At 69.4% G+C, this 21,213-nt stretch carries 20 protein-coding genes; 10 read left to right on the top strand and 10 right to left on the bottom strand.

Annotated features, from left to right (window positions below; genetic code table 11):
• Positions 1-530 precede the first annotated feature (530 nt).
• Both D3A59_RS23010 and D3A59_RS23005 read left to right on the top strand, forming a co-directional pair.
• Positions 531-953: a Na+/H+ antiporter NhaA gene (locus tag D3A59_RS23010; RefSeq protein ID WP_119157657.1), complete on the top strand. Its 423-nt coding sequence runs from the start codon at positions 531-533 to the stop codon at positions 951-953.
• Positions 954-1,145: 192 nt separating this feature from the next.
• Complete coding sequence (locus D3A59_RS23005) at positions 1,146-1,766, top strand: tRNA-uridine aminocarboxypropyltransferase (protein ID WP_119157656.1); 621 nt, start codon at positions 1,146-1,148, stop codon at positions 1,764-1,766.
• Between the two features lie 426 nt (positions 1,767-2,192).
• Here the strand turns inward: D3A59_RS23005 and D3A59_RS23000 are convergent, their stop codons facing one another.
• The gene (locus D3A59_RS23000; RefSeq protein WP_119157655.1) at positions 2,193-3,173 is read right to left on the bottom strand and encodes a tripartite tricarboxylate transporter substrate binding protein; all 981 of its coding nucleotides are present in this window, start codon (positions 3,171-3,173) and stop codon (positions 2,193-2,195) included.
• 25 nt (positions 3,174-3,198) lie between these two features.
• The gene (locus tag D3A59_RS22995; protein WP_119157654.1) at positions 3,199-3,954 is read right to left on the bottom strand and encodes a GntR family transcriptional regulator; all 756 of its coding nucleotides are present in this window, start codon (positions 3,952-3,954) and stop codon (positions 3,199-3,201) included.
• A 39-nt stretch (positions 3,955-3,993) separates the two neighbouring features.
• On the opposite strand from D3A59_RS22995, the gene D3A59_RS22990 reads away from it, so the two are divergent.
• Positions 3,994-4,857, top strand: a complete 864-nt coding sequence (locus D3A59_RS22990) for an amidohydrolase family protein (RefSeq protein ID WP_119157653.1) — start codon at positions 3,994-3,996, stop codon at positions 4,855-4,857.
• A gap of 512 nt (positions 4,858-5,369) precedes the next feature.
• Here D3A59_RS22990 and D3A59_RS22980 read toward each other — a convergent pair.
• Entirely contained in the window at positions 5,370-5,840 is a 471-nt protein-coding gene (locus D3A59_RS22980) for a MarR family winged helix-turn-helix transcriptional regulator (protein WP_119157652.1), read from the bottom strand.
• 105 nt (positions 5,841-5,945) lie between these two features.
• Here D3A59_RS22980 and D3A59_RS22975 point away from each other — a divergent pair, with 105 nt between their 5' ends.
• Together D3A59_RS22975 and D3A59_RS22970 are read left to right on the top strand one after the other, a co-directional pair.
• Complete coding sequence (locus tag D3A59_RS22975; protein ID WP_170162382.1) at positions 5,946-6,623, top strand: siderophore-interacting protein; 678 nt, start codon at positions 5,946-5,948, stop codon at positions 6,621-6,623.
• Between the two features lie 123 nt (positions 6,624-6,746).
• Complete coding sequence (locus D3A59_RS22970; RefSeq protein ID WP_119157650.1) at positions 6,747-6,971, top strand: DUF2798 domain-containing protein; 225 nt, start codon at positions 6,747-6,749, stop codon at positions 6,969-6,971.
• A gap of 300 nt (positions 6,972-7,271) precedes the next feature.
• Here the strand turns inward: D3A59_RS22970 and D3A59_RS22965 are convergent, their stop codons facing one another.
• Complete coding sequence (locus tag D3A59_RS22965; RefSeq protein ID WP_119157649.1) at positions 7,272-8,714, bottom strand: aminotransferase-like domain-containing protein; 1,443 nt, start codon at positions 8,712-8,714, stop codon at positions 7,272-7,274.
• Positions 8,715-8,798: 84 nt separating this feature from the next.
• On the opposite strand from D3A59_RS22965, the gene D3A59_RS22960 reads away from it, so the two are divergent.
• On the top strand, positions 8,799-9,662 hold the full coding sequence (locus tag D3A59_RS22960; RefSeq protein WP_119157648.1) for a DMT family transporter: 864 nt from the start codon (positions 8,799-8,801) through the stop codon (positions 9,660-9,662).
• Positions 9,663-10,084: 422 nt separating this feature from the next.
• A complete protein-coding gene (locus D3A59_RS26750) occupies positions 10,085-12,781 on the top strand; it encodes an ATP-binding protein (protein WP_157991660.1) in 2,697 nt (898 codons plus the stop codon).
• A 212-nt stretch (positions 12,782-12,993) separates the two neighbouring features.
• Here D3A59_RS26750 and D3A59_RS22950 read toward each other — a convergent pair whose 3' ends face one another.
• On the bottom strand, positions 12,994-13,359 hold the full coding sequence (locus tag D3A59_RS22950) for a DUF6220 domain-containing protein (RefSeq protein WP_119157646.1): 366 nt from the start codon (positions 13,357-13,359) through the stop codon (positions 12,994-12,996).
• Between the two features lie 36 nt (positions 13,360-13,395).
• Positions 13,396-14,412: an NAD-dependent epimerase/dehydratase family protein gene (locus tag D3A59_RS22945; protein ID WP_240636180.1), complete on the bottom strand. Its 1,017-nt coding sequence runs from the start codon at positions 14,410-14,412 to the stop codon at positions 13,396-13,398.
• 92 nt (positions 14,413-14,504) lie between these two features.
• Between D3A59_RS22945 and D3A59_RS22940 the strand changes: the two genes are divergently transcribed.
• Positions 14,505-15,398, top strand: coding sequence for a LysR family transcriptional regulator (locus D3A59_RS22940; RefSeq protein WP_119157644.1), 894 nt, complete (start codon positions 14,505-14,507; stop codon positions 15,396-15,398).
• A gap of 181 nt (positions 15,399-15,579) precedes the next feature.
• Here D3A59_RS22940 and D3A59_RS22935 read toward each other — a convergent pair whose 3' ends face one another.
• The gene (locus D3A59_RS22935) at positions 15,580-16,197 is read right to left on the bottom strand and encodes a LysE family translocator (protein WP_119157643.1); all 618 of its coding nucleotides are present in this window, start codon (positions 16,195-16,197) and stop codon (positions 15,580-15,582) included.
• A 94-nt stretch (positions 16,198-16,291) separates the two neighbouring features.
• Positions 16,292-16,915, bottom strand: coding sequence for an FMN-binding negative transcriptional regulator (locus tag D3A59_RS22930; protein ID WP_119157642.1), 624 nt, complete (start codon positions 16,913-16,915; stop codon positions 16,292-16,294).
• 89 nt (positions 16,916-17,004) lie between these two features.
• Here D3A59_RS22930 and pdxR point away from each other — a divergent pair, with 89 nt between their 5' ends.
• A complete protein-coding gene (pdxR, locus tag D3A59_RS22925; protein WP_119157641.1) occupies positions 17,005-18,498 on the top strand; it encodes a MocR-like pyridoxine biosynthesis transcription factor PdxR in 1,494 nt (497 codons plus the stop codon).
• 42 nt (positions 18,499-18,540) lie between these two features.
• On the opposite strand, the gene D3A59_RS22920 is transcribed toward pdxR, so the two are convergent.
• Together D3A59_RS22920 and D3A59_RS22915 are read right to left on the bottom strand one after the other, a co-directional pair.
• Positions 18,541-19,812 carry a M20 aminoacylase family protein gene (locus D3A59_RS22920; RefSeq protein WP_119157640.1) on the bottom strand — a complete coding sequence of 424 codons (1,272 nt, stop codon included), beginning with the start codon at positions 19,810-19,812 and terminating at the stop codon, positions 18,541-18,543.
• Between the two features lie 21 nt (positions 19,813-19,833).
• Positions 19,834-20,814 carry a tripartite tricarboxylate transporter substrate binding protein gene (locus D3A59_RS22915; RefSeq protein ID WP_119157639.1) on the bottom strand — a complete coding sequence of 327 codons (981 nt, stop codon included), beginning with the start codon at positions 20,812-20,814 and terminating at the stop codon, positions 19,834-19,836.
• Positions 20,815-20,995: 181 nt separating this feature from the next.
• On the opposite strand from D3A59_RS22915, the gene D3A59_RS22910 reads away from it, so the two are divergent.
• Positions 20,996-21,213: LysR family transcriptional regulator (locus D3A59_RS22910; protein WP_157991659.1), on the top strand; the 218-nt coding region annotated here is incomplete at its 3' end.

Raw genomic sequence — 21,213 nt, 5'->3', positions numbered from 1 at the left:
AGCGTAGTGGTCGACAGTCTCACAGGATGAGCCAAGCTGAGCTTCGTGACGAATCAGGTAACGATACATGTTTCTGACCTCGTTCGTCACGGACTTGCCATTTGCCCAAAAAATACAACCGATGTTAATTAGCAAAACACTCAGGAAATTGGCTTTTTGAACGGGGCAGACCAAAGCCAATCAGGTCTTTCGCTCAGACCAAGCGCAGGTTCTTATGCCGTGTGATGGGCATGTTATAATCGAAGCTGGATTCGATGATGGTTCGAATAAAAATGAAGTTGCTGAAGCAGCGTTTTGATGTGGTGCTTCTCACGATAGATAGTGTCAAGCAATAGCTTGGAAATACTCAGAATGATGGATTGGATCCCTGTAGTCTTCTTTACGTTCAAGGTTCTCGTGTTCATCACGGGCATGTTCTTCGCCATCAAGTGGCATTACGATAAAGGGAAGAAGGAGAAGAAGAAATAGCGAAACCAGGGGACTGCAAGCGCCCGCCGAACACACCCTTGACGCCTCGGATTAGTCGGCCGATGTCCGGTGAGGCGGCAGCAATTCCCCTGTGCGGCTATTGGGCAGCGTCGGCAAGCGGGTCAGAGCTCGCTTCGGCAAATAGCATCGGCATCGCTGCGGAACCATTAATCTGCAAGCCATCAGGCGTTACATTGATGTGCTTCATGGCCGTTGCCATGGGCATTTGCAAATTGCCGCTGTACTTGAGTTGGCGTCATATCTTCGGAGCGGCTCCGCTCGGTGGCATTGGATTTTCGATGTCTATCTTCATTACGAACCTTGCGTTCGTCAGACAACCAGAACTGGTCACTTCATCGAAGATGGCAATCTTCCTCGCGTCGCTGACAGCAGGTGTTGCAGGCGACCTTTGGCTCCAGGCCTTCGGGAAACCGATTGCTTCAGATGACGATGTCGAAACCGTGGATTTCGAACAGCAACCTTGACGTGAGGTGGATGTCCGCTTCTGGCCGACAGCGACTGTCCTTCAGCCTCTGCCCCAGCGCGAACCGTGGACATTGCCTACCAGCCGATGCAGTCCGGATGGCCGGCGAACTTCCAATCGCGTCCGGACGTCGCCATCGGGCGCCAACGCCGACGCGGGACGGTGGATGGAATGGGCGTGCGATTATTCCCGCATGAACTCTCCGCCCACGTTCTGCCGCGCGACCTGCGTGCACTGCCTGCGCCCGCAGGCGACCTGCCTGTGCACACTGGCGCGTCCGACCGCCCATCGCACCGAGGTACTGGTGCTTCAGCACCCGCAGGAACAGCGCCAGGCGAAGAACAGCGTGGCGCTGCTGCGTCTGTCCCTGGCGCATTGCGAGGTGGTCGTCGGCGAGCGTTTCGCGCCCGCGGCGCTGCAGGCACTGCTGCATCGCCCCGGACGGGACACCCGGCTGCTCTACCCGGACGTTCCGGCGGCGCCCGCGCCGCCGGCTCCAGGAATGACGGAGGCGCCGCTGCGGCTCGTGGTGATCGATGCGACGTGGCGCAAGAGCCTGCGGATGCTGCTCGAGCACCCGACCCTGGCGGCGCTTCCGCGGCTGTCGCTGGACGCGCCGGCGCCGACCCGCTACCGCGCGATCCGCGCGGCACGACGAGCCGACCAGGTCTCGACGCTGGAAGCCACCGTGCAGGCGCTGGCGATGCTGGAAGGCCCGTCCTTCGACGCCGCGCCGCTGCTCGATGCCTTCGGCTGCTTCGTCGCCGGCGTGGCGGCCCGGCAGCAGCCTCGGGCGTCCGAGGGACACGCATAACCCGCCGCCGGCTCTGCAAGTTGCCATCCGCTGCTCGCAGAGGCAGCCCTGTGCCCGTACGGTGGCCGTTGCCCGGCGATCGCTCATCGAGCCGGCCGCTTTGCCGCCCTGCGGATGTTCGTGATGCGCCTTGGAGCCGTTCGACGCCTCTCCATCGCCAGCGGCCGCTCATGGCCGACAGCCCCCGTCCTTCTGCTCCCGACCCGAAGCGGAAGCTGGTCGCAGGTGAAAGCGGACATCAGGACGGCCATGAGCACGCTCCCCTTCTCCCATGTCCAGTGGCCGCATGTGCGCAGGAGATTTCTGCGCCAAGGTCCCTCCGAGGATGGCTCAGGGGTTCTGGTGCGCGCGGCAATGGGCCTCTGAAAGAGTCCTGCGCTCAGGCAGCCAGCGTAGATCTGGCTGAGCCTACCCCGGATTGCCTCCTCACTCGACCGTGACGGAGCGGTCCTTGATCAGCTTGCTCATGCGCTCGAGTTCCCCGGAGACGAACTTCGCCGACTCGTCCATGCCTCCCTGGAAGGGCTCGCCCCCCAGTGCAGCGATGCGGCCCTTCACCTCCGGGGACTGGAGTGCGTGCTGCACCGCCTTGGAGAGCTTGTCGACGACCGTATCGGGGGTGCCGGCAGGCGCGAACAGGCCGTTCCACTCGTAGATCTCGAAGCCGGGCAGTCCGGCTTGTATCCCGGTGGGCACGTCCGGCAACGCGGCAGAGCGGGTGCGTCCGCTCACGGCCAACGGGCGCAGCTTGCCCGACTGGATGTGCTGCAGCGTCGAGGCGACGTTGCCGAAGAACACGGGCACCTGGCCTCCGATCACGTCGTTCAGTGCGGGGCCGCCGCCCTTGTAGGGCACATGCATCATCTGCACCTTCGCGCTCTGCTCGAACAGCACGCCGGCAAGGTGCTGGGCCGAGCCGTTGCCAGACGAGGCAAAGGCCACCGCGTCGGGCTTGGCCTTGGCGGCTGCGACCAGCTCCGCCACCGAGCGGGCCGGGAGGGTCGGATTGACCAGCACGACGTTCGGGAACAGGGCCGTGACGGCGATGGTGCGGAAGGCCTTGCCGCCCTTGTAGGGCGAATTCGGGAACAGCGTGGGCGTGACGGCGTAGGACGAGGCGTCGAACAGCAGCGTGTAGCCGTCGGCCGGCGCACGGCTGACCGCACCCGCCGCCAGTTGACCGCTGCCGCCCGGGCGGTTCTCGATGACGAGCGGCTGCCCGAGCGCCTCGCCGATCTTCGGCGCGATCATGCGGGCCATGATGTCGGCCCCGCCGCCCGGCGGATAACTGACGATCAGCGTGACCGGCTTGGTGGGCCAGGCCGGGGCTTGGGCGTGGGCCACGCCCGTGGCGCCGGAGATGCAGGCGAAGGCGGCAGCGGCCAGGACGGCGCGTCGTTGGATCATGGATGTCTCCAGTGGGGGAACGTGTTCAGCGCGTCTCGGCGCTGTAGTGGAAGGCGTGGGCGTCGCCCAGCGTGGTGCGCAGCTCGATGCAGCGGCCGGCGAAGTCGTAGGCCCGCCGTTCGACGCGGATGCAGGGATGTCGGGGTTGCAGGCCCAGCGCGGCGGCCTGTGCGGCGTCCGGCGCCCCGAAGGTCAGCTCGTCCTGCGCCCGCGCCACCGTGATGCCGCAGTGCTTCCAGAACATCGGGTACAGCAGGTCGTCCCAGGACTTCAGCGGCAGGCGCTGCAGCGGCTCGAAGTCCGGCAGCGGCAGCAGGATGTCCTCGAGCAGGACCGGGCTGCCCTGCAGCGAGCGCAGGCGCTTCAGGCGCAGGCAGCGCGCCGGCGGCGCGATGCCGAGCAGGCCGGCCTGCTCGGCCGTCGCGTTGACGCTGCGGCGCTCCAGGATGGTCGATTGCGGCACCTCGCCGGTGGCGTCCCGGAAGCGGAAGAAGCGCAGCATCGACGCGCCGCTGAGCCCCTGGCTCACGAAGGTGCCTCGGCCCTGCACGCGCTCCAGCATGCCCTCGGCCACCAGGAGTGCGAGCGCCTGCCGGACCGTGCCGAGCGCGACGCCGAATTCCTGGGCGAGCTCGCTCTCCGCAGGGATGGCGCTGCCGGCCGGCCAGAGGCCCTTGACCACGCGCTGCCGCATCTCCCGGGCCAGCAGGGCGTAGCGGCTCACGCCGGTCTCGGGTTCGCGGGCTGGCAGCGCAGCGGGGGAGCGGTCCACGGTCTTCATCGTTGTCCTTTAGTCCTATAGAGGACTAGAATTGGCGCCATGATGCCGCTCGAAATTCCCTCCGTCAACCCGGCCCTGCCGGCGCAGGGGGCAGTCACGGACTGCCACTTCCATGTCTTTCCCTCCGGGCTGGTGCCGGTGGCCGGCGCCCGCTATGCGCCGGGCTATGGGGCCTCTCTCGAGCAGTGGCTGCTTGGCGCCCGGCCTCACGGCGTGAGCCGGGGGGTGCTGGTCCAGCCCAGTTTCCTGGGCTACGACAATGCCTTCCTGCTGGAGATGCTGCGCGGTGCCCCCAACCTGCTTCGGGGCGTGGCCGTCGTTGCACCGGACATCGATGCTGCGGAACTGGAAGCGATGGATGCGCTGGGCGTGCGCGGCATCCGGCTCAATCTCGTCGGCACGGACCACCGGCTCCCGCCCGGCTCGACCCGCCTGTTTCCCCTCCTCCAATCCCTGGGCTGGCATGTCGAGCTCCACACCGAGCCGGGCCGGCTGCAGGAGGTGCTGGGGCAGTTGCCGTCGGACCTGACGCTCGTGCTGGACCATTTCGGCAAGCCTGCCCATGGCGCCGAGCCGGAGCGGGTGGCACGGGGCCGCGAGGACCGCCTGTTCGTGAAGCTCAGCGCGCCCTACCGACTCGGCAACTCGAAGCCGCAGGAACTGGCCCGGCGCTGGCTGGACCTGCTGGGTCCGCAGCGGCTGCTATGGGGAAGCGACTGGCCCTGCACGGCTCACGAGGATCAGCAGCTCGCGGCCCAGGTTCCCGCGGTGCTGCACGACTGGCTCGACGATTCGGATGCCGTCGGGAAAGTTCTTTGTCGCAATCCGGAGCTGCTGTACGGCTTCCCGCGAGCCCCACAAGATCCTGCGGCGGCGGAAGTCGTGTCTGGCACCTGCTCGTGACTGAGGAGGCCGGGAGCGGGACGCGAGACTGCTTCCGGGAACTCTGACGGAAGTCCGGTCATGGCCGACAGCGGCTGTCCTTCAGATCCCAACCCGAAGCGAGCCGTGGATGTTCGCCTTATCAGACGATGCAGTCCGGATGGCCGCTTGAACTTCCAATGGCATCCGGTCGTCGACATCGACAGCCAGGGCCGACGCAGGGCGGTGGACGGAATTGGCATGCGATCCTTCCCCCATGAACTCCCCGCCCACGCTCTGCCTCTGCCGCGCGACCTGCCTGTGCGCACTGGCGTGGCCGACCGCCAATCGCACCGAGGTACTGGTGCTTCAGCACCCGCAGGAACAGCGCCAGGCGAAGAACAGCGTGGCGCTGCTCGATGCCTTCGGCCGCTTCGTCGCCGGCGGGGCGGCCCGTCAGCGTCCTCGGGCTTCCTCGTCACCGCTGCCCGGGCCAGTGGGCGAAGCCGCCGCAAATGCTCAGAGGCGCACCGGCGCCTTGACGCTCGGCGGGGTCAGGCAAGACTGTCCAGGTTGCTTCGCACGCGCTCGAGCAAAGCAAGCAGGCTGTGCCGCTCGGCGTCGGTGAAGCCGTGGATTGCCGTCTCGATGAGCTGGCTACGCTGGCTCATCATCGACTTCTGGCGCCGGCGGGCGCGTTCCGTCAGCGTGAAGCGCACCAGGCGGCGGTCCTTCTCGTCCGTCTCGGCCTGAAGCCAGCCCCTCTCCTTGAGCCCGCCGAGCAACCGCCCGAGTTGGCTCTTGTCGCGGCCGGAGTGCTCGGTGAGTTCGCCCAGCGTCCCGCCAGGATGGTGCAGGAAGTAGAGCAGGACCCGCGCCTCCAGGGGCGTCAAGTCCTCCTCCCCGCCCCTGAGCACCTGCAGCTGCCTGGAGCGGACCAGATGTGCGACGGACTGGATGGCATCGAGCACGTCGCCGGACCCATGCACGCCCATATCGTTGACATTGTCTACTTGTTTCGCCATGATCGTGGATATTGTCAATGAACTGGGAGGCGTGTCATGTGTTCTTGTGCAAGCCCGAGCCGTGTCGAGCGTGTTCGGTTCGAGCCGCGGCGACGGACGGCCATCGTGAGCCGGCGCGAGGAGGTTAGCGCAAACTTTGTCCGCGTCGTGTTGGCCTGTGACGACCTGCGCGACTTCCAGTCGCTGTCGTTCGACGACCACGTGAAGCTCGCACTGCCGGGCCCCGGCGCCGATGCCGTGCTACGGGATTTCACGCCGGTGGATATCGATCCCGCGCGGGCGGAGCTGGCCATCGAGTTCGCGCTGCACGACGATGGGGTTGCCAGCCGATGGGCGCGCACTGCGGCTCCCGGCGCCGCGATCGCGGTTCTTGGACCGCGCGGCTCCATGGTGGTGCCGATGGATTACGACTGGCATCTGCTTGCAGGCGACGCTTCAGCCCTGCCGGCGATCTCCAGGCGGCTGAGGGAGCTTCCCAGCGGCACGAAGGCCATCGTGCTGGTTCATGTCCCCAGTCCCGACGACGAGCGGCGCCTGTCCACCCGAGCGGATGCGCACCTGGTCTGGGCGAACTCCGATGCGCAATGGCTCTCGCAACTGCGGTCCATGCCCCTTCCGCCAGGAGAAGGATTCATCTGGTGCGCCGGCGAGTCCCAGGTGATGAAGGCCGCCAGAGCCATCTGCCTCGAAGAACACAAGCACCCTCGCCACGCGCTGCGCATTGCCTCGTACTGGAAGCAGGGCGTGCCCGGCTTCCACGAAAGACTCGATCCCCAACCCTGAGAGCCCGTTTGAAAACTCTCTCAGAACCTGTTTAGCAACTACACCGACAACATCGCGCAGACGGATATCGACTTTCCGCCTGTGCCAATGAATTCCTGAACCAGCACCCACCCGGGAGAAACCATGTTCTCTGCGAGATTTGCTCCTGCGCTATTCGCGCTACTCCTGTCCGGGATGATGTCCCTGATCGTTTCCGGCGTCTCCACCTACCGTAATGCCGGCTTCGCCGAGGCATTCGGCGCCCTCTGGATCAGCGCATGGTTGCCTTCCTGGCTGATCGCGTTCCCCGTCGTCATGGTGCTGGCGCCATTTGCCCGCAAGATCGTCAGCGCGCTGGTCAAGAGCTAGTCCGGTTTCCGATTGCGCGCAGGCTGCGCACCGGACGCTGAGGACCTGGGCTGCTGCCGGCAGGCAACATCCCAGCCAAGCCCCATGAATCGGTCCGTGGCGAACGGCCGGTCATGGCCGAGAGGACTGTCCTTCACCGCCCGGAAGCCATTGCAGGCTCACCGACCGGACCGATCCGACGCCGGCTATCCCCGGCATGCGATCTCCCCCGCTACGCGCGCCAGCACGCGCGCGAGCCGCGGCCCTCACGGGCGTTCCGCCCCTGCCGCTTCCTTCGACCGCCTCTAAAAATACCGGATATCAGCGCCGCCGCCCGCCCCTGCCGCCTAGCGCATGGCGAAGGAAGTCGAACAGCCTGTCGTCCTGCGACTGCGCGACATTGAAGCGCATGAAGCCATCGGCCGACTGGGAGGGGCTGAACACGTTGCCCGGCGCCAGGACGATGTCCCGGGCCAGGGCCGCCCGGGACAGGGCGGCCGCGTCGACGCCTTCGGGCAGCCGGCACCAGAGGAAGAGGCCGGCCTGCGGCTGCAGCCAGGGCCGGATACCGACTTCCTCCAGCCGCGAGCCGACCTCGATCATCGCGCGGGCGAGACGCACCTGCAGGCCCTCCACATGCTTGCGGTAGCTGCCGTCCCTGAGGACGTTCAGCACCAGCCCGGAGGACACCTGGCCGCTGCCGAGGCTGGTGGCGATCTTCAGGTCGACCAGGCCTTCGACCCAGTCCCGGCGAACGGCGACATAGCCCACGCGCGCCGCGGCCGACAGCGTCTTGGAGAAGCTCCCGACCTGCACCACCCGCTGCAGGCCGTCGAAGGCTGCCAGCCGCGGGGCCGCCGCCGTCTCGAAGTCCGCGAAGACCTCATCCTCGACGATGGTCAGGCGCGCCTCGTCCGCCAGCTTCAGCACGCGGTGGGCGGTGACCGGCGACAGCGTCGCGCCGGTGGGGTTGTGGATCGCTGCGTTGGTGATGTAGAGGCGCGGCGAATGCTCGGCCAGGGCGGCGGCGAAGCGCTCGACGTCGGGGCCGGTGGGCGTGTGGGGAACGGCGATGATCCGGGCCCGGTGGGCGCGCAGCAGCGCCAGGAAGTTGAAGTAGCACGGATCGTCCACCAGCACCGCGTCGCCCGGCTCGATGAGGAAGCGGCACACCAGGTCGATGGCCTGCGTGCCCGACTCGGTCAGCACGATCTGGTCGGCGCCGGCCTCGACCCCGCGCTCGGCCATCCTGCGGGCGAGCAGCTGCCTCAGGGCGGGCAGTCCCAGCGGCGATCCGTAGTCGGTGAGCGCGGCCTCGCCGGCCCGGGCCAGCGTGCGCAGGCTGCGGCGCAGCGCCTCCTGCGGGAGCCAGTCGGGCGGCAGCCAGCCGCATCCCGGCTTGAGCGTCGCATCGTCGGCCTCGAGCGACTGGCGCGAGACCCAGAACGGATCGACCGCGCGATCGAGCCGCGGGCCGATCTCCGCCATCGACAGCGGCGCCAGCGTCCCGGCGACGAAGAAGCCGGAGCCCGGACGCGAGCGGATCACCCCCTCGGCCGAAAGCCGCTCGTAGGCCTCGACCACGGTGGAGGTGGACAGCCGCATCGAGGCCGCCAGGGACCGGATCGAGGGCAGCTTCTCGCCGGGGGTCAGGCTGCGCGCCGCGATGCGAGCGCGGATCGCGTTCATCACCTCGGCGATGCGCGTGGTCGGCTGCAAGGCGGGCGCAGAGTCGGCATGCAGCTGTAGTGGAGTTTGTGGCATCACAGTTTCCTTGAACTGTATGCCATTGTGTCTGGCACCCCCGGCCGCGGGAAGCGATAAACGAGGCTGTCGAAGGAGCTTGACTTGGAACGGACGACGCGCGGCTGGTTGAACGGCCTGGTGGGGGTGTTGATCTTCAGCGGCTCGCTGCCGGCGACCCGGCTGGCGGTGATGGAGTTCGATGCGGTCTTCCTCACGGGGGCGCGGGCCGTCCTCGCAGCCTTGCTCGCCGCCGGCTTGCTGCTCGCGCTGCGGCAGCGGCGGCCGGCCCGGCAGGACCTCGCCCCGCTGGCGCTGGTCGCCTTCGGCTGCGTGGTGGCCTTCCCGCTGTTCACCGCCCTGGCCCTGCGGCGCATCACCTCGGCGCACGCCATGGTGTTCATCGGCGCCCTGCCGCTGGCGACGGCCGTCTTCGCGGTGCTGCGCGGCGGCGAGCGCCCGCGCCCGGCCTTCTGGCTGTTCTCGGCGCTGGGCAGCGGCCTGATCGCAGGCTATGCGCTGGCGCAGGGCTTGGCCGCAGCGCCCGTCGGCGATGCGCTGATGCTGGCGGCCATCGTCGCCTGCGGGCTCGGTTACGCCGAAGGGGCGCGGCTGACGGGCCGCCTGGGCGGCTGGCAGGTCATCTCGTGGGCACTGGTGCTGGCGCTGCCGGTGATGCTGCCCCTGGCCTGGCTCACGGCCCCGCCCTCGTTCGAGGGGATCCGCGCCTCGGCCTGGCTCGGGCTGGGCTACGTGTCGGTGTTCAGCATGCTGCTCGGCTTCGTGTTCTGGTATCGCGGCCTGGCCCAGGGTGGCGTGGCCTCCGTCGCCCAGTTGCAACTGCTCCAGCCCTTCATCGGGCTCATGCTGGCCGCGGCCCTGCTGCACGAACAGGTGAGCTGGCTGATGCAGCTGGCGGCCGTGGCGGTCATCGGCTGCGTGGCCGGTGCGCGCAGGTTCGCCCGATAGCATCGGCGGCCCACCGGATTTCCGCCCCTGGCCGGGAGCGCTCGGCCGTCAGCCCTCGACCCCGGACGGTCCCCTGAGCTGCCCGGGAAGCGGACGCAGCGGCGGCGCGTCGGCTCACTTCTGGCAGACATACCGTCGTGCTCTCCCCGGGGGCACCACGAGGGCTAGAGATCGCATCCGGGGCGGCTGCCGCGCGACTCCCTGCGGGCTACAGTGGACACTGCCGTGATCACCTGAAGCTGCGGCCGGCCTCCGGGTTCCCCGCTTTCGCGCGGCGCATACATTGCGCACGATCAAGCAGCCATAGAGGACAACGCGTACCCGAAGGCGGGGCGGCTCTCGCCCTCCCTAAACTACCGCCCTTTCCACAGGAAACCCGCTCAATGGCAAAGGCGATGGCCTCATCGGATCAGGAACCGGGCTTGCCCCCGCCTCGCCGCCTGCAGCGCCTGCAGACCCGGGTCGGCCTGGCGCTGGGCGGCTTGCTGCTGTGCTCAGCGGTCCTGCTCGCCCTGATGCTGTCGCACGCGGCCGAGCGCCAGATCCTGCAGCTCAGCGCCTCCAACCTGGAGAGCCAATCGGAGCAGATGGCGCGCGAGCTGTCCGGGGGCATGGACCGCTTCCTGCGCGAGGTCCTCACCCAGACCTACCGCGACCGCTTCCGCGACCCGGATGCCAGCCCCGCCTCGATGCGCGCGGCGCTCGACAAGTTCCAGGAAAACCACCCGGAGTTCGCCTACGTGGCAATCGTCGATGCCGCCACGGCCACGGTCCTCGCGGCCAGCGGGGGAATCTTCGAGGGCGGCAACGGCAGGGGCCGGCCGGTCTTCGACGAGGGGCTGAAGGGCCCCTTCCTGGGCGACGTGCACGATGCGGTGCGCCTGGCCGAGCTGCTGCCCCGGCCCTCCGACGGCGAGACCCTGCGCTTCCTCGATGTCTCCGCCCCGATCGAGGATGCCTCGGGCAAGGTGTTCCGCGTCTTCGTCACGCACGTCGCCTGGGAGTGGACCAAGCAGTTGCGCGAGCATGTCTTCGGCCCGTTGAAGGAGCGGCGCGGCGTCGAGGCCATCCTGGTCGACACCGCCGGCAAGGTCGTGCTGGCCGGGGCCGCGGACCTGCCCACCGGCACCGACCTGGGCGCGATCTCGCGCCTGCACGGGGCGCCGGCCGGGCGCGTCACCTGGGCCGACGGGCGGGACTACCTGACCTACGTCGCCGGGACCGGCCCGCGCGGACGCTTTCCCGGCTTCGGCTGGAAGGTCGTGGCGCGCCAGCCCGTCGAGGCCGCGCTCGCACCCGCGCACAACCTGCGCAACGCCTTCCTCGCCGGCGCGCTCGCGCTGGGCCTCGCGGCCGTGCCACTGGCCTGGCTGGTGGCGGGGCGGCTGGTGCGGCCGGTGAGGCTGCTGGCCGAAGCCGCCTCCGCCACCGAAGCCGGCGCCCCGGTGGCGGCGATGCCCCACCACGGACAGCTCGGCGAGGTCTCCGCCGTGCAGCGCGCGCTCGTCAGGCTCGGCGATTCGGCCCGCATGCAGGCGCTGGCGGCCCGGGCCGTCGAGCGCCAGTTCGCGGTGCTGGCCGAATCGTTGCCGCAGGTCGTCTGGCTGGCGGACGCGCATGGGGCACTGGAGTACGCCAACAAGCCCTGGATACGCCGTCGGCGGCCCGAGGGCCCTTTCCTGGTCGACGAGATGGCGGCGCTGATTGCCGACGAGGACCGGACAGGCTTCGAGCAGGCCTGGCGCGACAGCCTGGCGTCGGGATCGGACTTGCGGGTACGCTGCCGCGTGCATGAGGCCGACGAAGCGCCGCCGCGCTGGTTCGACATCGAGGCCCGGGCGGTGAAGGCCGAGGACGGCAGCCCGATGCGCTGGGTCGGCACGCTGCTCGACGTGCACGAGATGGTCCAGCTGGCGGAGACGATGAACCGGGCGCTGGCCGAGGAACGCACCGCACGCGCCGAAGCCGAGCGTCTGGCCCGCCTGCGCGACGAGTTCCTGGCGAGCGTGTCGCACGAGTTGCGTTCGCCCCTGAGCGCGATCACCGGCTGGTCCGAGATCCTGGCCCGCAAGGCCGTGGGCGACCCGATGCTGGTCAAGGCGGCGGACGTGATCCGGCGCAACGCGCAGCTGCAGGTCGGCCTGGTCAGCGACCTGCTGGACATGAGCACTGCGATGGCGGGCAAGCTGGTGCTCGAGCGGCAGCCGACCGACCTGGCCTCAGTGGCCCGCGACACGGTGCTGTCGCACCTGCACGCAGCGCAGCTCAAGGGCGTGCAGTTGTCCCACAGGGAGGCCGCGCCGGTGCTGGTGGAGGCCGATGCGCGGCGGCTGTCGCAAGTGCTGGCCAATCTCGTCGGCAACGCGCTGAAGTTCACCGACGCCGGCGGTCGCATCGAGGTGGCGACCTCGACCGAGGGGGGCCGGGCCGTCGTGCGGGTCAGCGACACGGGACGCGGCATCGCCGCGGACTTCCTGCCCCATGTGTTCGACCGCATGCGCCAGGAGGATTCGTCGCACACGCGAAGGGCGGGCGGACTCGGCCTGGGCCTCGCGATCAGCCGTGCGCTCGTCGAACTGCACCAGGGCGCGATCGAGGCCGAGAGCGCCGGGCCGGGCCGGGGGGCGATCTTCTCCGTGTTCCTGCCCCGCCTCGAAGACGGCCTCGACATCGCGCCGGCAGCGGCCGGCGAAGCGCCGGAGTGCCGGATCCCGGCGGACCTCGGGAGCATGCGCATCCTGCTGGTCGACGACGAGGCCGATGCGCGCGAGGTCGCACAGGTGGCACTCGCCAGCCTTGGCGCCGAGGTCCGGCCGGCGGCCTCGGCCGCCGAGGCGCTGCAGCTGCTGCGGTCCGAGCGCTTCGACGTGCTGGTCTCCGACATCGGCATGCCCCTCATGGACGGGCGGGCCTTCGTGCGGGCCGCGCGGCAGCTGCCCGGCTGCGGCAAGCACGAGCTGCCCGCGGTGGCGCTGACGGCGTTCGCCATGGAATCCGACCGGCAGGCAGGTCTGGCGGCAGGATTCCAGTCCTACGTCGCAAAGCCGATTTCGCTCGGCAAACTGGCAGTAGGCATCGTGCAGGCTCGACAGGCGAGCCGGCAGCCGCATCCCGTCTGAAGGGACGCGCTCCTCTTCGCCGCCCTGGGCTCTGTTTGGAAACGCCTTGAGGTGCTGTCGGATCATGGCGAGCTTGACCGTGGCGACGAACTGCACGGCGAGCTTGTCGAATCGGGTAGCCACGGCGCGGCCCCCTCAGGCCTCGCGAAAGGCCACTGGTCAAGCAGGCAGCCCAGTACTGGAATCCACGGCGTTTCGAGGTCGGATCGAAGCTACTTCCCCCGAACCCGAACAGGCCCCCACAGCCGTACCGCCAGAACCGTTGCTGTGCACAGCAACGCACTGGCATTGGCGACGTGAGCAACGCGAACGGCCGCCAGGCCGGGTGAGTCGGACGCGGCGCCGAGTCCCACTTGCAGCAGGTATTGGAGCAAGAGGCCCCGCGTCAGCCACCCGAATTCGGCCATCGGTGTGCCGCGGCGCGTCTCCACCAGCAAGGCCAGCACGGGCAGGGCAATCATGCCGCCCAGGGTGGCGTGCACCATCCACAACCCTTGCGCCTGGAACAATGCAAGCCCCGCCACAGTGAACTGCGCCATGAGCATCACCACGACCACGATGGCCAGCAGCGGCGCCAACCGGCATCCCCGGACGTCTGCAGTGCGGGGGCCATCTCAACGTCCCTCCGCCGGCTCGCAGATGGCGCAGGCGCGGGCTGCGCTGGGGAGGCAGCCCATGCCGCGCAGGCTGGCCTCGACCGCATCGTCCCATGGCGTGTGGGGCTCGTGCCCGAGGAAGGCCACGAGCTTGTCGTTGACCATCCGCACCTCCTGCTGCCACAGGTAGCGCATCTCCAGCAACTCGCGCAAGGTCGTGACGAAGGGGGAGGCCAGTCGCACCATCCACCAGGGGAAGGGTTTCACCTTCGGCATCGGCAAGCCGCGGCGGTGCGCCACGCGCTGGATGGTGCGCGCCATCGTCGTGCCATCGGCGTCCCAATGGCCTGCCATGTGAAAGCGGGCGAAGGGCGGCAGCTCGCGCCTGCGCTCGATCAGCGCCGCCATGGTGTGTGCCACATCGGGCAGGTAGGCGAACTGGTGGCCCGTGCCCGGCTTGCCAGGCAGTTGCACCATGCGCACCGGCTGACCGGGCTTGACCATCGCCTGGCTCACCCAGCTGTTGCCCGCCTTTGGCCCGAAGAAGTCCCCCGCACGCAAGATGATGGCCTGGATCTCGCCGTGCGCGGCCGCGGCTTGGAGGCGCTGTTCCAGTTGCACCCGGATCGCGCCCTTGCGGGTCACCGGGTTCTGGGCCGCGTCTTCGGTCACCATGGGAAAGGCGTCCGGGCCGAAGTTGTAGACGGTGCCGGGAAGGATCACCGTGGCCCGCCGGGCGCGGGCTGCGGCGATGGTGTTGTCGATCATCGGAAGCACCAGCTCCGACCACCGGCGGTAGCCCGGCGGGTTGACCGCGTGCACGATGACATCGCAACCTTCAGCCGCGGCGCACACATCCGAGGACACGAGGGCATTGCCCTCCACCCATTCGAGTCCCTCCCGGTTTCTCGCCGCGGCGTCCAGACCGCGCTTCATCGCGCGCACCGTCCATCCGCGCTCGCGCAGTTGCCGCGCCACCTCGCCGCCGATACCGCCGGTGGCACCGAGCACCAGCGCCTTTTGCTTGCCGTTCATCTTTCTCTCCTGTGGGTTGATGGGGCTCATTCTTGGTGGACTCGGGTACAAAAGGAATTGCTGAATAGCGAATCGTCGCTATACATTCATGCATGGCATCGACAATCGGCTGGGAGCTGTACCGCACCTTTCTTGCAGTCATGGAGGAGGGCTCGTTATCGGGCGCGGCGCGCGCGCTGGGCCTGACCCAGCCAACCGTGGGACGCCAGGTCTCCAGCTTGGAAAAGGCGCTGGGCCTGCACCTGTTCACACGGTCGCAGTCGGGGCTGCTTCCCACCGACGCCGCCCGGGCGCTGCTGGCCGATGCGGCCTCGATGCGGAGCACGGCGTCCGCCCTCGAGCGAACCGCCCGCGGCTTCGGCGAAGGGATCCAGGGCGCGGTGCGCGTCTCGGCGAGCGAGGTGGTGGGCGTGGAGGTGCTGCCGCCGATACTCACCCGGCTCCAGCAGCGTTACCCCGATCTGCAGATGGAGCTGGTGTTGAGCAACGAGGTCCAGGACCTGGTGCGCCGCGAGGTCGACATCGCGGTTCGCATGACGACCCCCACGCAGGACGTGCTGCTGGCGACGCGGGTGGGTGATGTGCTGCTGGGCTTGCATGCGCACCCTGCGTATGTGCAGCGCCAAGGCCAGCCGGAAACGATGGCCGAGCTGGGGCGCCACTGCCTGATCGGCTTCGACCGCGAAACGCCCTTCATCCGCGGCGCACAGCGCCACATCGGAGCCTGGACACGGGACAAGTTCTCGTGGCGCAGCGACAGCGATCTCGCACAGCTCGCGCTGATTCGCGCCGGCGCGGGCATCGGCGTCTGCCAGGTGGGGCTGGCCGCCCGAGAACCGGGTTTGGTGAGGGTGCTGCCGAACGCGTTCTCGTTCAAGCTCACCACATGGGTGGCGATGCACGAGGGGCTGCGCGACAGCCCGCGCTGCAAGGTGGTGTTCGACGGCTTGGTGGCCGGGTTGCGGGAGTACGTGCAGAAACGGTGAGCTGCACCTAGGGTGTCAGCGCGTGCTCCCCGCAACGCGCTGTGCGGTCCCCACAACCTGTTTGGACGCCAACTCTGCCTTGGAACGCCGCGGAAGGCGGAGCCCGCCCCCGTGTACGTTTCAACTTACGAGTTTTCCGAGCACGTTATCCTGGCACTGCCCTGAACTTTCCAAACACAGCCTAGGCCTCCCGTCGCGCCAGCGCCAGGAAGGCGCCCAGCCCCATCATGGTCACGCCCGAGGCGCAGGTCAGGACCCGGGCGCGCGCCGCACGCGCCTCGCCCGACTCGAGCAAGCGATGCGCGGCGAAGACGGCCACGACGTCCACGAGCGTGTTGAGCGCTACGCAGATGCCGCCCAGCAGGACGAGCTGCGGGACCAGGGGAGCGCTCGCCGACGTGAACTGGGGCAGGAACGCCAGGAAGAACAGCGCCGTCTTGACGTTCAAGGCCTCGACCACCACGCCCTCGAACAGCGCGCGTCGCGCACCTCGGGAAGCCACGGGCCCGGCCGCGAAGGACTGGGGCCTGCGCAGCAGCAGACGAACGCCCAGGTAGACCAGGTAGGCGGCCCCCAGGTACTTGACCATGTTGAAGGCCGTGGCCGACTGGGCCACCAGCAGCGACAGGCCGAGGGCCGCGGCCAGCACGTGCGCCAGGCCGCCGAGGCCCGTGCCGATGCACGAGGCCAGGCCCTCGGCACGCCCGCCGGCGACCGTGCGGGCGACCACGTAGGCGATGCCGGGGCCGGGCGTGACGGCGAGAACGATCGCTGCGATCAGGAAGGCGAGGAATGACATGGTGAAGTTGGAGATGTACCTGGGTGGAGTGATCGGGACCAAGGCTCCCGCCGGCCATCGTCGGGCCGAGGGTGTCGCGCAGCCCGCCAGCCGCTCAGCCGGCCTCGCGCATCCGCTGCGCCAGCTCCCCCTGCCCGCGCTCGGCCAGCCTGTCGGCGGCGCCGAGGCGGTCACGCGCGTCCCTGTTCTGGCTGAGCTTGGACTTGCCCACCAGGGAGTCGATGACGATCTCGATGCCCACGATGTGGCGCAGCAGTTCGTCGATGAATCCGGGCGCGGAGTCCGACATCCTCCAGGGCCGGGGCTCGCCCGCCTCGTGGCGCCGCGTCATGCGTGCGACCAGGCCGCGCACGAAGCGCTCGTCGTCGCGCACGACGAGCGTGCCGTGCGCGTGCACCACCTCGTAGTTCCAGGTCGGCACCTGGCGGTGCGTCTCGTGCTTGCCGGGATACCAGCCCGGCGAGATGAAGGACTCGGCGCCGCGAAAGATCACCATGACCCGCGTGCCCTCACGGCAGCGCTGCCACAGCGTGTTCGCGCGGGCCACGTGGGCCGTGAGCGTACCCAGCGGCCCGGCGCCCGGGTCGAATTCGAACGGGATGTGCTCCGCGTCCAGGCCCGCGGGCCCTTGCGTGACCAGCGCGCCGAGCGGGTGCTCGCGGACGATGCGGTGCAGGGCCTCGGCTCGGGTGATGGCGAAATGCGGCGGGATGTACATCGCTGGCGGCGTGGTTTCGGGGGGCATCGGTGCCGGCCACTTTCGCCCCAAACCGGCACAATCGCAAGATCCAGTTTTCCTGATTCTCGATGGACCAGTTGCGCACGCCCTCCCCCCGCCGCACCGGCGCGACCGGGGCCGGACGCCGCATCTGCGAGCTGCTGCGCGCCCGGATCGTTGACGGCACGCTGGGCCCGGGCGCGCGCGTGCCGTCCACGCGGGCCCTGGCGGCGGAGCTGGGGGTGTCCCGCACCACCGTCACGGCGGCCTACGAGCAGCTCGCGGCCGAGGGGTTCATCGTCACGTCGGCCGGGCGCGCCGCCCGCGTCGCCGCCCCGATGCGGCCCGCGGCAGCGCCGGCACCGGTCCGCAGCGCCCGGCCCGCGCCCTCGCTGTCGGACTTCGGCCGCCGCGTGGAGAAGATGGTCCTGTCGGCATTGCCCGCTGCCGAACCCCTGCGCATCGACTTCCTCTACGGCGCGGTGGCTTCGCGCGACTTCCCGGTGCTGGCGTGGCGACGCGCCTACCAGGCGGCCCTGCTGAGCCATCAGCACAGCCTGTACTACGCCGCGCCCGAAGGCGACGAGTCGCTGCGCCGCGCGCTGCAGGGCTACCTGGCGCGGGCGCGGGGGCTGCGCTGCGACGCCGGGCAGATCGTCGTGGTGCATGGCTCGCAGCAGGCCATCGACCTGTGCGCACGGGTGCTGCTCGATCCGGGGGATGCCTTCGTCTTCGAGGATCCGGGCTACCTGATGGCACGACGCTGCTTCGAAGCCACCGGTGCCACGCTGCTCGCCGTCCCGGTGGACGCGAACGGGATCGACACGGCACGCCTGCCGCGCGACGAGCGGGCCCGCCTGGCCTACGTGACGCCGTCGCACCAGTTTCCGCTCGGCGGCACGCTGCCGGTCGGCCGTCGCCAGGAACTGCTGCAGTGGGCGCAGCGGCACCGCGCCTGGGTCATCGAGGACGACTACGACGGCGAGTTCCGCTACGGCCAGCGCCCCATCGATGCGCTGCAGTCGATCGACACCGAGGGCCGCGTGATCTACGTCGGCACCTTCTCCAAGGCGCTGTCGCCGCAGCTCCGGCTGGGCTACCTGGTGCTGCCGGCCGAGCTGGTGCCGGCGTTCCGGCAGGCCAAGCGGCTGAGCGACCGCCATGCGCCGGTGCTGGAGCAGCGGGCGCTCGCGTCGCTGATCGACAGCGGCGCCTACGAGCGCCACGTCCGGCGCCTGCGACGCGAGAACGAGCGCAGGCGCGCCGCGCTGCTCGACGCCGTCGCGCGCCACCTGCCGCAAGACTCCCGCGTGGTTGGTGCGGCGGCCGGGCTGCATGTGGTGCTGTGCCTGCCGTTCCTGCGCCCGCAGGACGAGCTGGCGCTGGCGGCCGCGGCCCGCGAGCGGGGCGTGGGCGTGTACCCCGTGTCGCCGCTGTTCGCCAAGCCGCCGCCGCGCAAGCGGCATCGTCCCGCAGGACTCGTCCTCGGATATGCCAGCCTGACGGGCGAACAGATTCAGCGGGGCGTGAGCATCTTGGCCGAGGTGATGGCAGGCATGCCTGGTGCGCCGATCGCAGAATGAGGCGAGCGCAGCGCTGGCATGCGCGGCACGCGGCCCGGGCGTTCACGGGAGATGGCAGCTCCCGGCGTCCGACAATTGCCCGGCCCCCTCCTGCTCGGGTGACCGGCCATCCCGGGTCGATGCGCCCGCGTCCTCGCACAGGAAACGTTCGGCCAGCAGCACCCAGTAGGCGCTGCCGATCGCGACGTTGTCGTCGTTGAAGTCGTAGCCCGGGTTGTGCACCATGCAGGCGGAGGCCGCTCGGCCGTCGCCGCCGTCCCCGTTGCCGATGAGGAGGTAGCTGCCGGGCACGCGCTCGAGCATGAAGGCGAAGTCCTCGCTGCCGGTCAGCGGCGGGCCCTGCAGCGTCACCCGCTCCGGGCCGAGCAGCTCGAGCGCCACCTCGCGCGCGAAGGCCGTCTCGGCGGGCGTGTTGACCAGCACCGAGTAGCCGGCGCGCCAGTCGATGGTCGCGGTGACGCCGAAGCTCTCGGCCTGCGCCACCACCAGCGCCCTGATGCGCCGCTCGAGCAGGCCGCGCACCTCGCGGTCGAGCGCGCGCACGCTGAGCTCGAGCGTGGCGCTGGCCGGGATCACGTTGTTGGCCCGGCCGGCGTGCAGCGCACCCACCGTCACCACCGCCGCCTGCAGCGGATCGACGTTGCGCGACACGACGCTCTGCAGCGCCATCACCACGCTCGCCGCGGCGACCACCGGATCGGCGGCCCGGTGCGGCATCGCGCCGTGGCCGCCGATGCCGGTCAGCGTGACGGTGGCGTAGTCGCTGGAGGCCATTGCCGGCCCCTCGCGCAGCACCAGGCGGCCCTGCGGCACGCCGGGCATGTTGTGCATCGCGAAGACGGCGTCGCAGGGGAAGCGATCGAACAGGCCGTCCTCCATCATGCGCAGCGCGCCGCCCCCGCCCTCCTCGGCCGGCTGGAAGATCAGGTGCAGCGTGCCGTCGAAGCGGCCGTGCTCGGCCAGGTGGCGGGCGGCGGCGAGCAGCATCGCGGTGTGGCCGTCGTGGCCGCAGGCGTGCATCACGCCAGGGCGGCGGCTGGTCCACTCGGCACCGGAAGCCTCGCTGATCGGCAGCGCATCCATGTCGGCGCGCAGGCCGAGCCTGCGCGTTCCCTGCCCCCTGACCAGCGTGCCCACCACGCCGGTGCCGCCGATGCCGCGCTCGACCGCGTAGCCCCAGCCCTCCAGCTTGTCGGCCACCAGCGCGGCGGTGCGGTGTTCCTCGAAGGCCAGCTCGGGGTGGCGGTGGATGTCGCGCCGCAGGCGGACGAACTCCCCGGCCCTGTCGGCCAGCGCTTGCAGCAGGTAGCTCATGCGATGCCCCGATGCCCCGGCTCACTGCGGCTGCAGGTCGATCTGGCGGGCGATGGCGCGGTAGCGGGCCGTCTCGGCTTCGAAGAAGCGGGCCGACTCGGCCAGCGTCATCGGCGCGGACGCGAGCTGGGTCTGCGCCGCGAGCTGCGAACGCACGCCCGGGTCCTGCAGCACCTTGCCCACGGCCTGGTGCAGGCGCTGCACCACCGGCTCGGGGGTGCTGCGGGGCACCATGAAGCCGGTCCAGATCTTGTAGGAGAAGTTCCTGAGCGCCTGGCCCTCGCCGACCGTCGGCACGTTCTTCAGCAGCTCCGAGCGCTGCGCGCCGAGCTGGCCGATCACCTTGAGCTTGCCCTGTTCGGCAAGCGCCCCCATGGCCGCGCTGTAGACCAGCACGGCGAAGTCCACTTGGCCGCCGCCGATGTCCTGCATCAGCGGCGCGTTGCCCTTGTAGGGCACGTGCACGAGCTTGGTGCCGGTGAGATCCTGCACGTTCTCGAGGATCAGGTGGTAGAGCGAGCCGACGCCGACGCTGCCGTAGGTCAGCGGCCGGTCAGTGGACTTCCGGGCCAGCGCGATCAGCTCGTCCACGCTGCTGACCGGCAGGTCCTTGCGTGTGACGAACACCATCACCGCGTCGGCGACCGGATGCACGAGCCGGAAGTCCTCGGTCCTGAACTTCACCGAGGCGTTGGCCAGCGGCGACAGGATCACCTCGTTGGGCGAGCCCTGGAAGACGTAGTGCCCGTCGGCCGGCGCACCCAGCACCTTCTGGGCCGCGAGCGCGCCGCTGACGCCGCCCAGGTTCTCCACCAGCACCTGCTGGCCGAGCTCCTTGCCGAGCGCGGTGTTGAAGATGCGCGCGATGGCGTCCGACGGCCCGCCGGCGGGGTAAGGCACCATCAGGTTGACCGGCTTGGCCGGGTAGGACTGCGCCAGCGCGCTGCCGGCCAGCAGCAGCCCGCTCAGCAGGGCCACGCCACGTTTGACGATCCGGTTCATCTTGTCTCCTGCGCCACGGATGGGTCCGTGTGTCTGTAGGCGGCGGGCGATTCCTTCGCCCGAGGCGCTCGCGAAAGTTGTGAGGTGCGAGCGTGAGTGCATCGTAGGAAGGGGAAATCCTCGCGTCCAATGCATTGTTTTCTCCATTACGATGAGTCGAACTCATGCATTTGCCTGCGCGATGACGCTCGTCCAGCTCCGCCACCTGATCTCGCTGGCCGAGAGCGGCTCCTTCAGCCGCTCCGCCGAGGCCCTGTGCCTGACGCAGCCGGCGCTCAGCCGTAGCATCCTCGCGCTGGAGCAGGAGCTCGGCCAGCCGCTGTTCGACCGGATCGGGCGGCGCAGCGAGCTGACGCCCTTCGGCCGGGAGGCGCTGGCGCGAGCGCGGCAGCTGGTGCT

Origin of the sequence: Caldimonas tepidiphila, from assembly GCF_003569765.1 — a bacterium.
Classification (GTDB): Bacteria; Pseudomonadota; Gammaproteobacteria; order Burkholderiales; family Burkholderiaceae_C; genus Caldimonas; species Caldimonas tepidiphila.
Note: the sequence above shows the minus strand (reverse complement) of the source record. Positions and strands in the feature narration are given on the sequence as shown.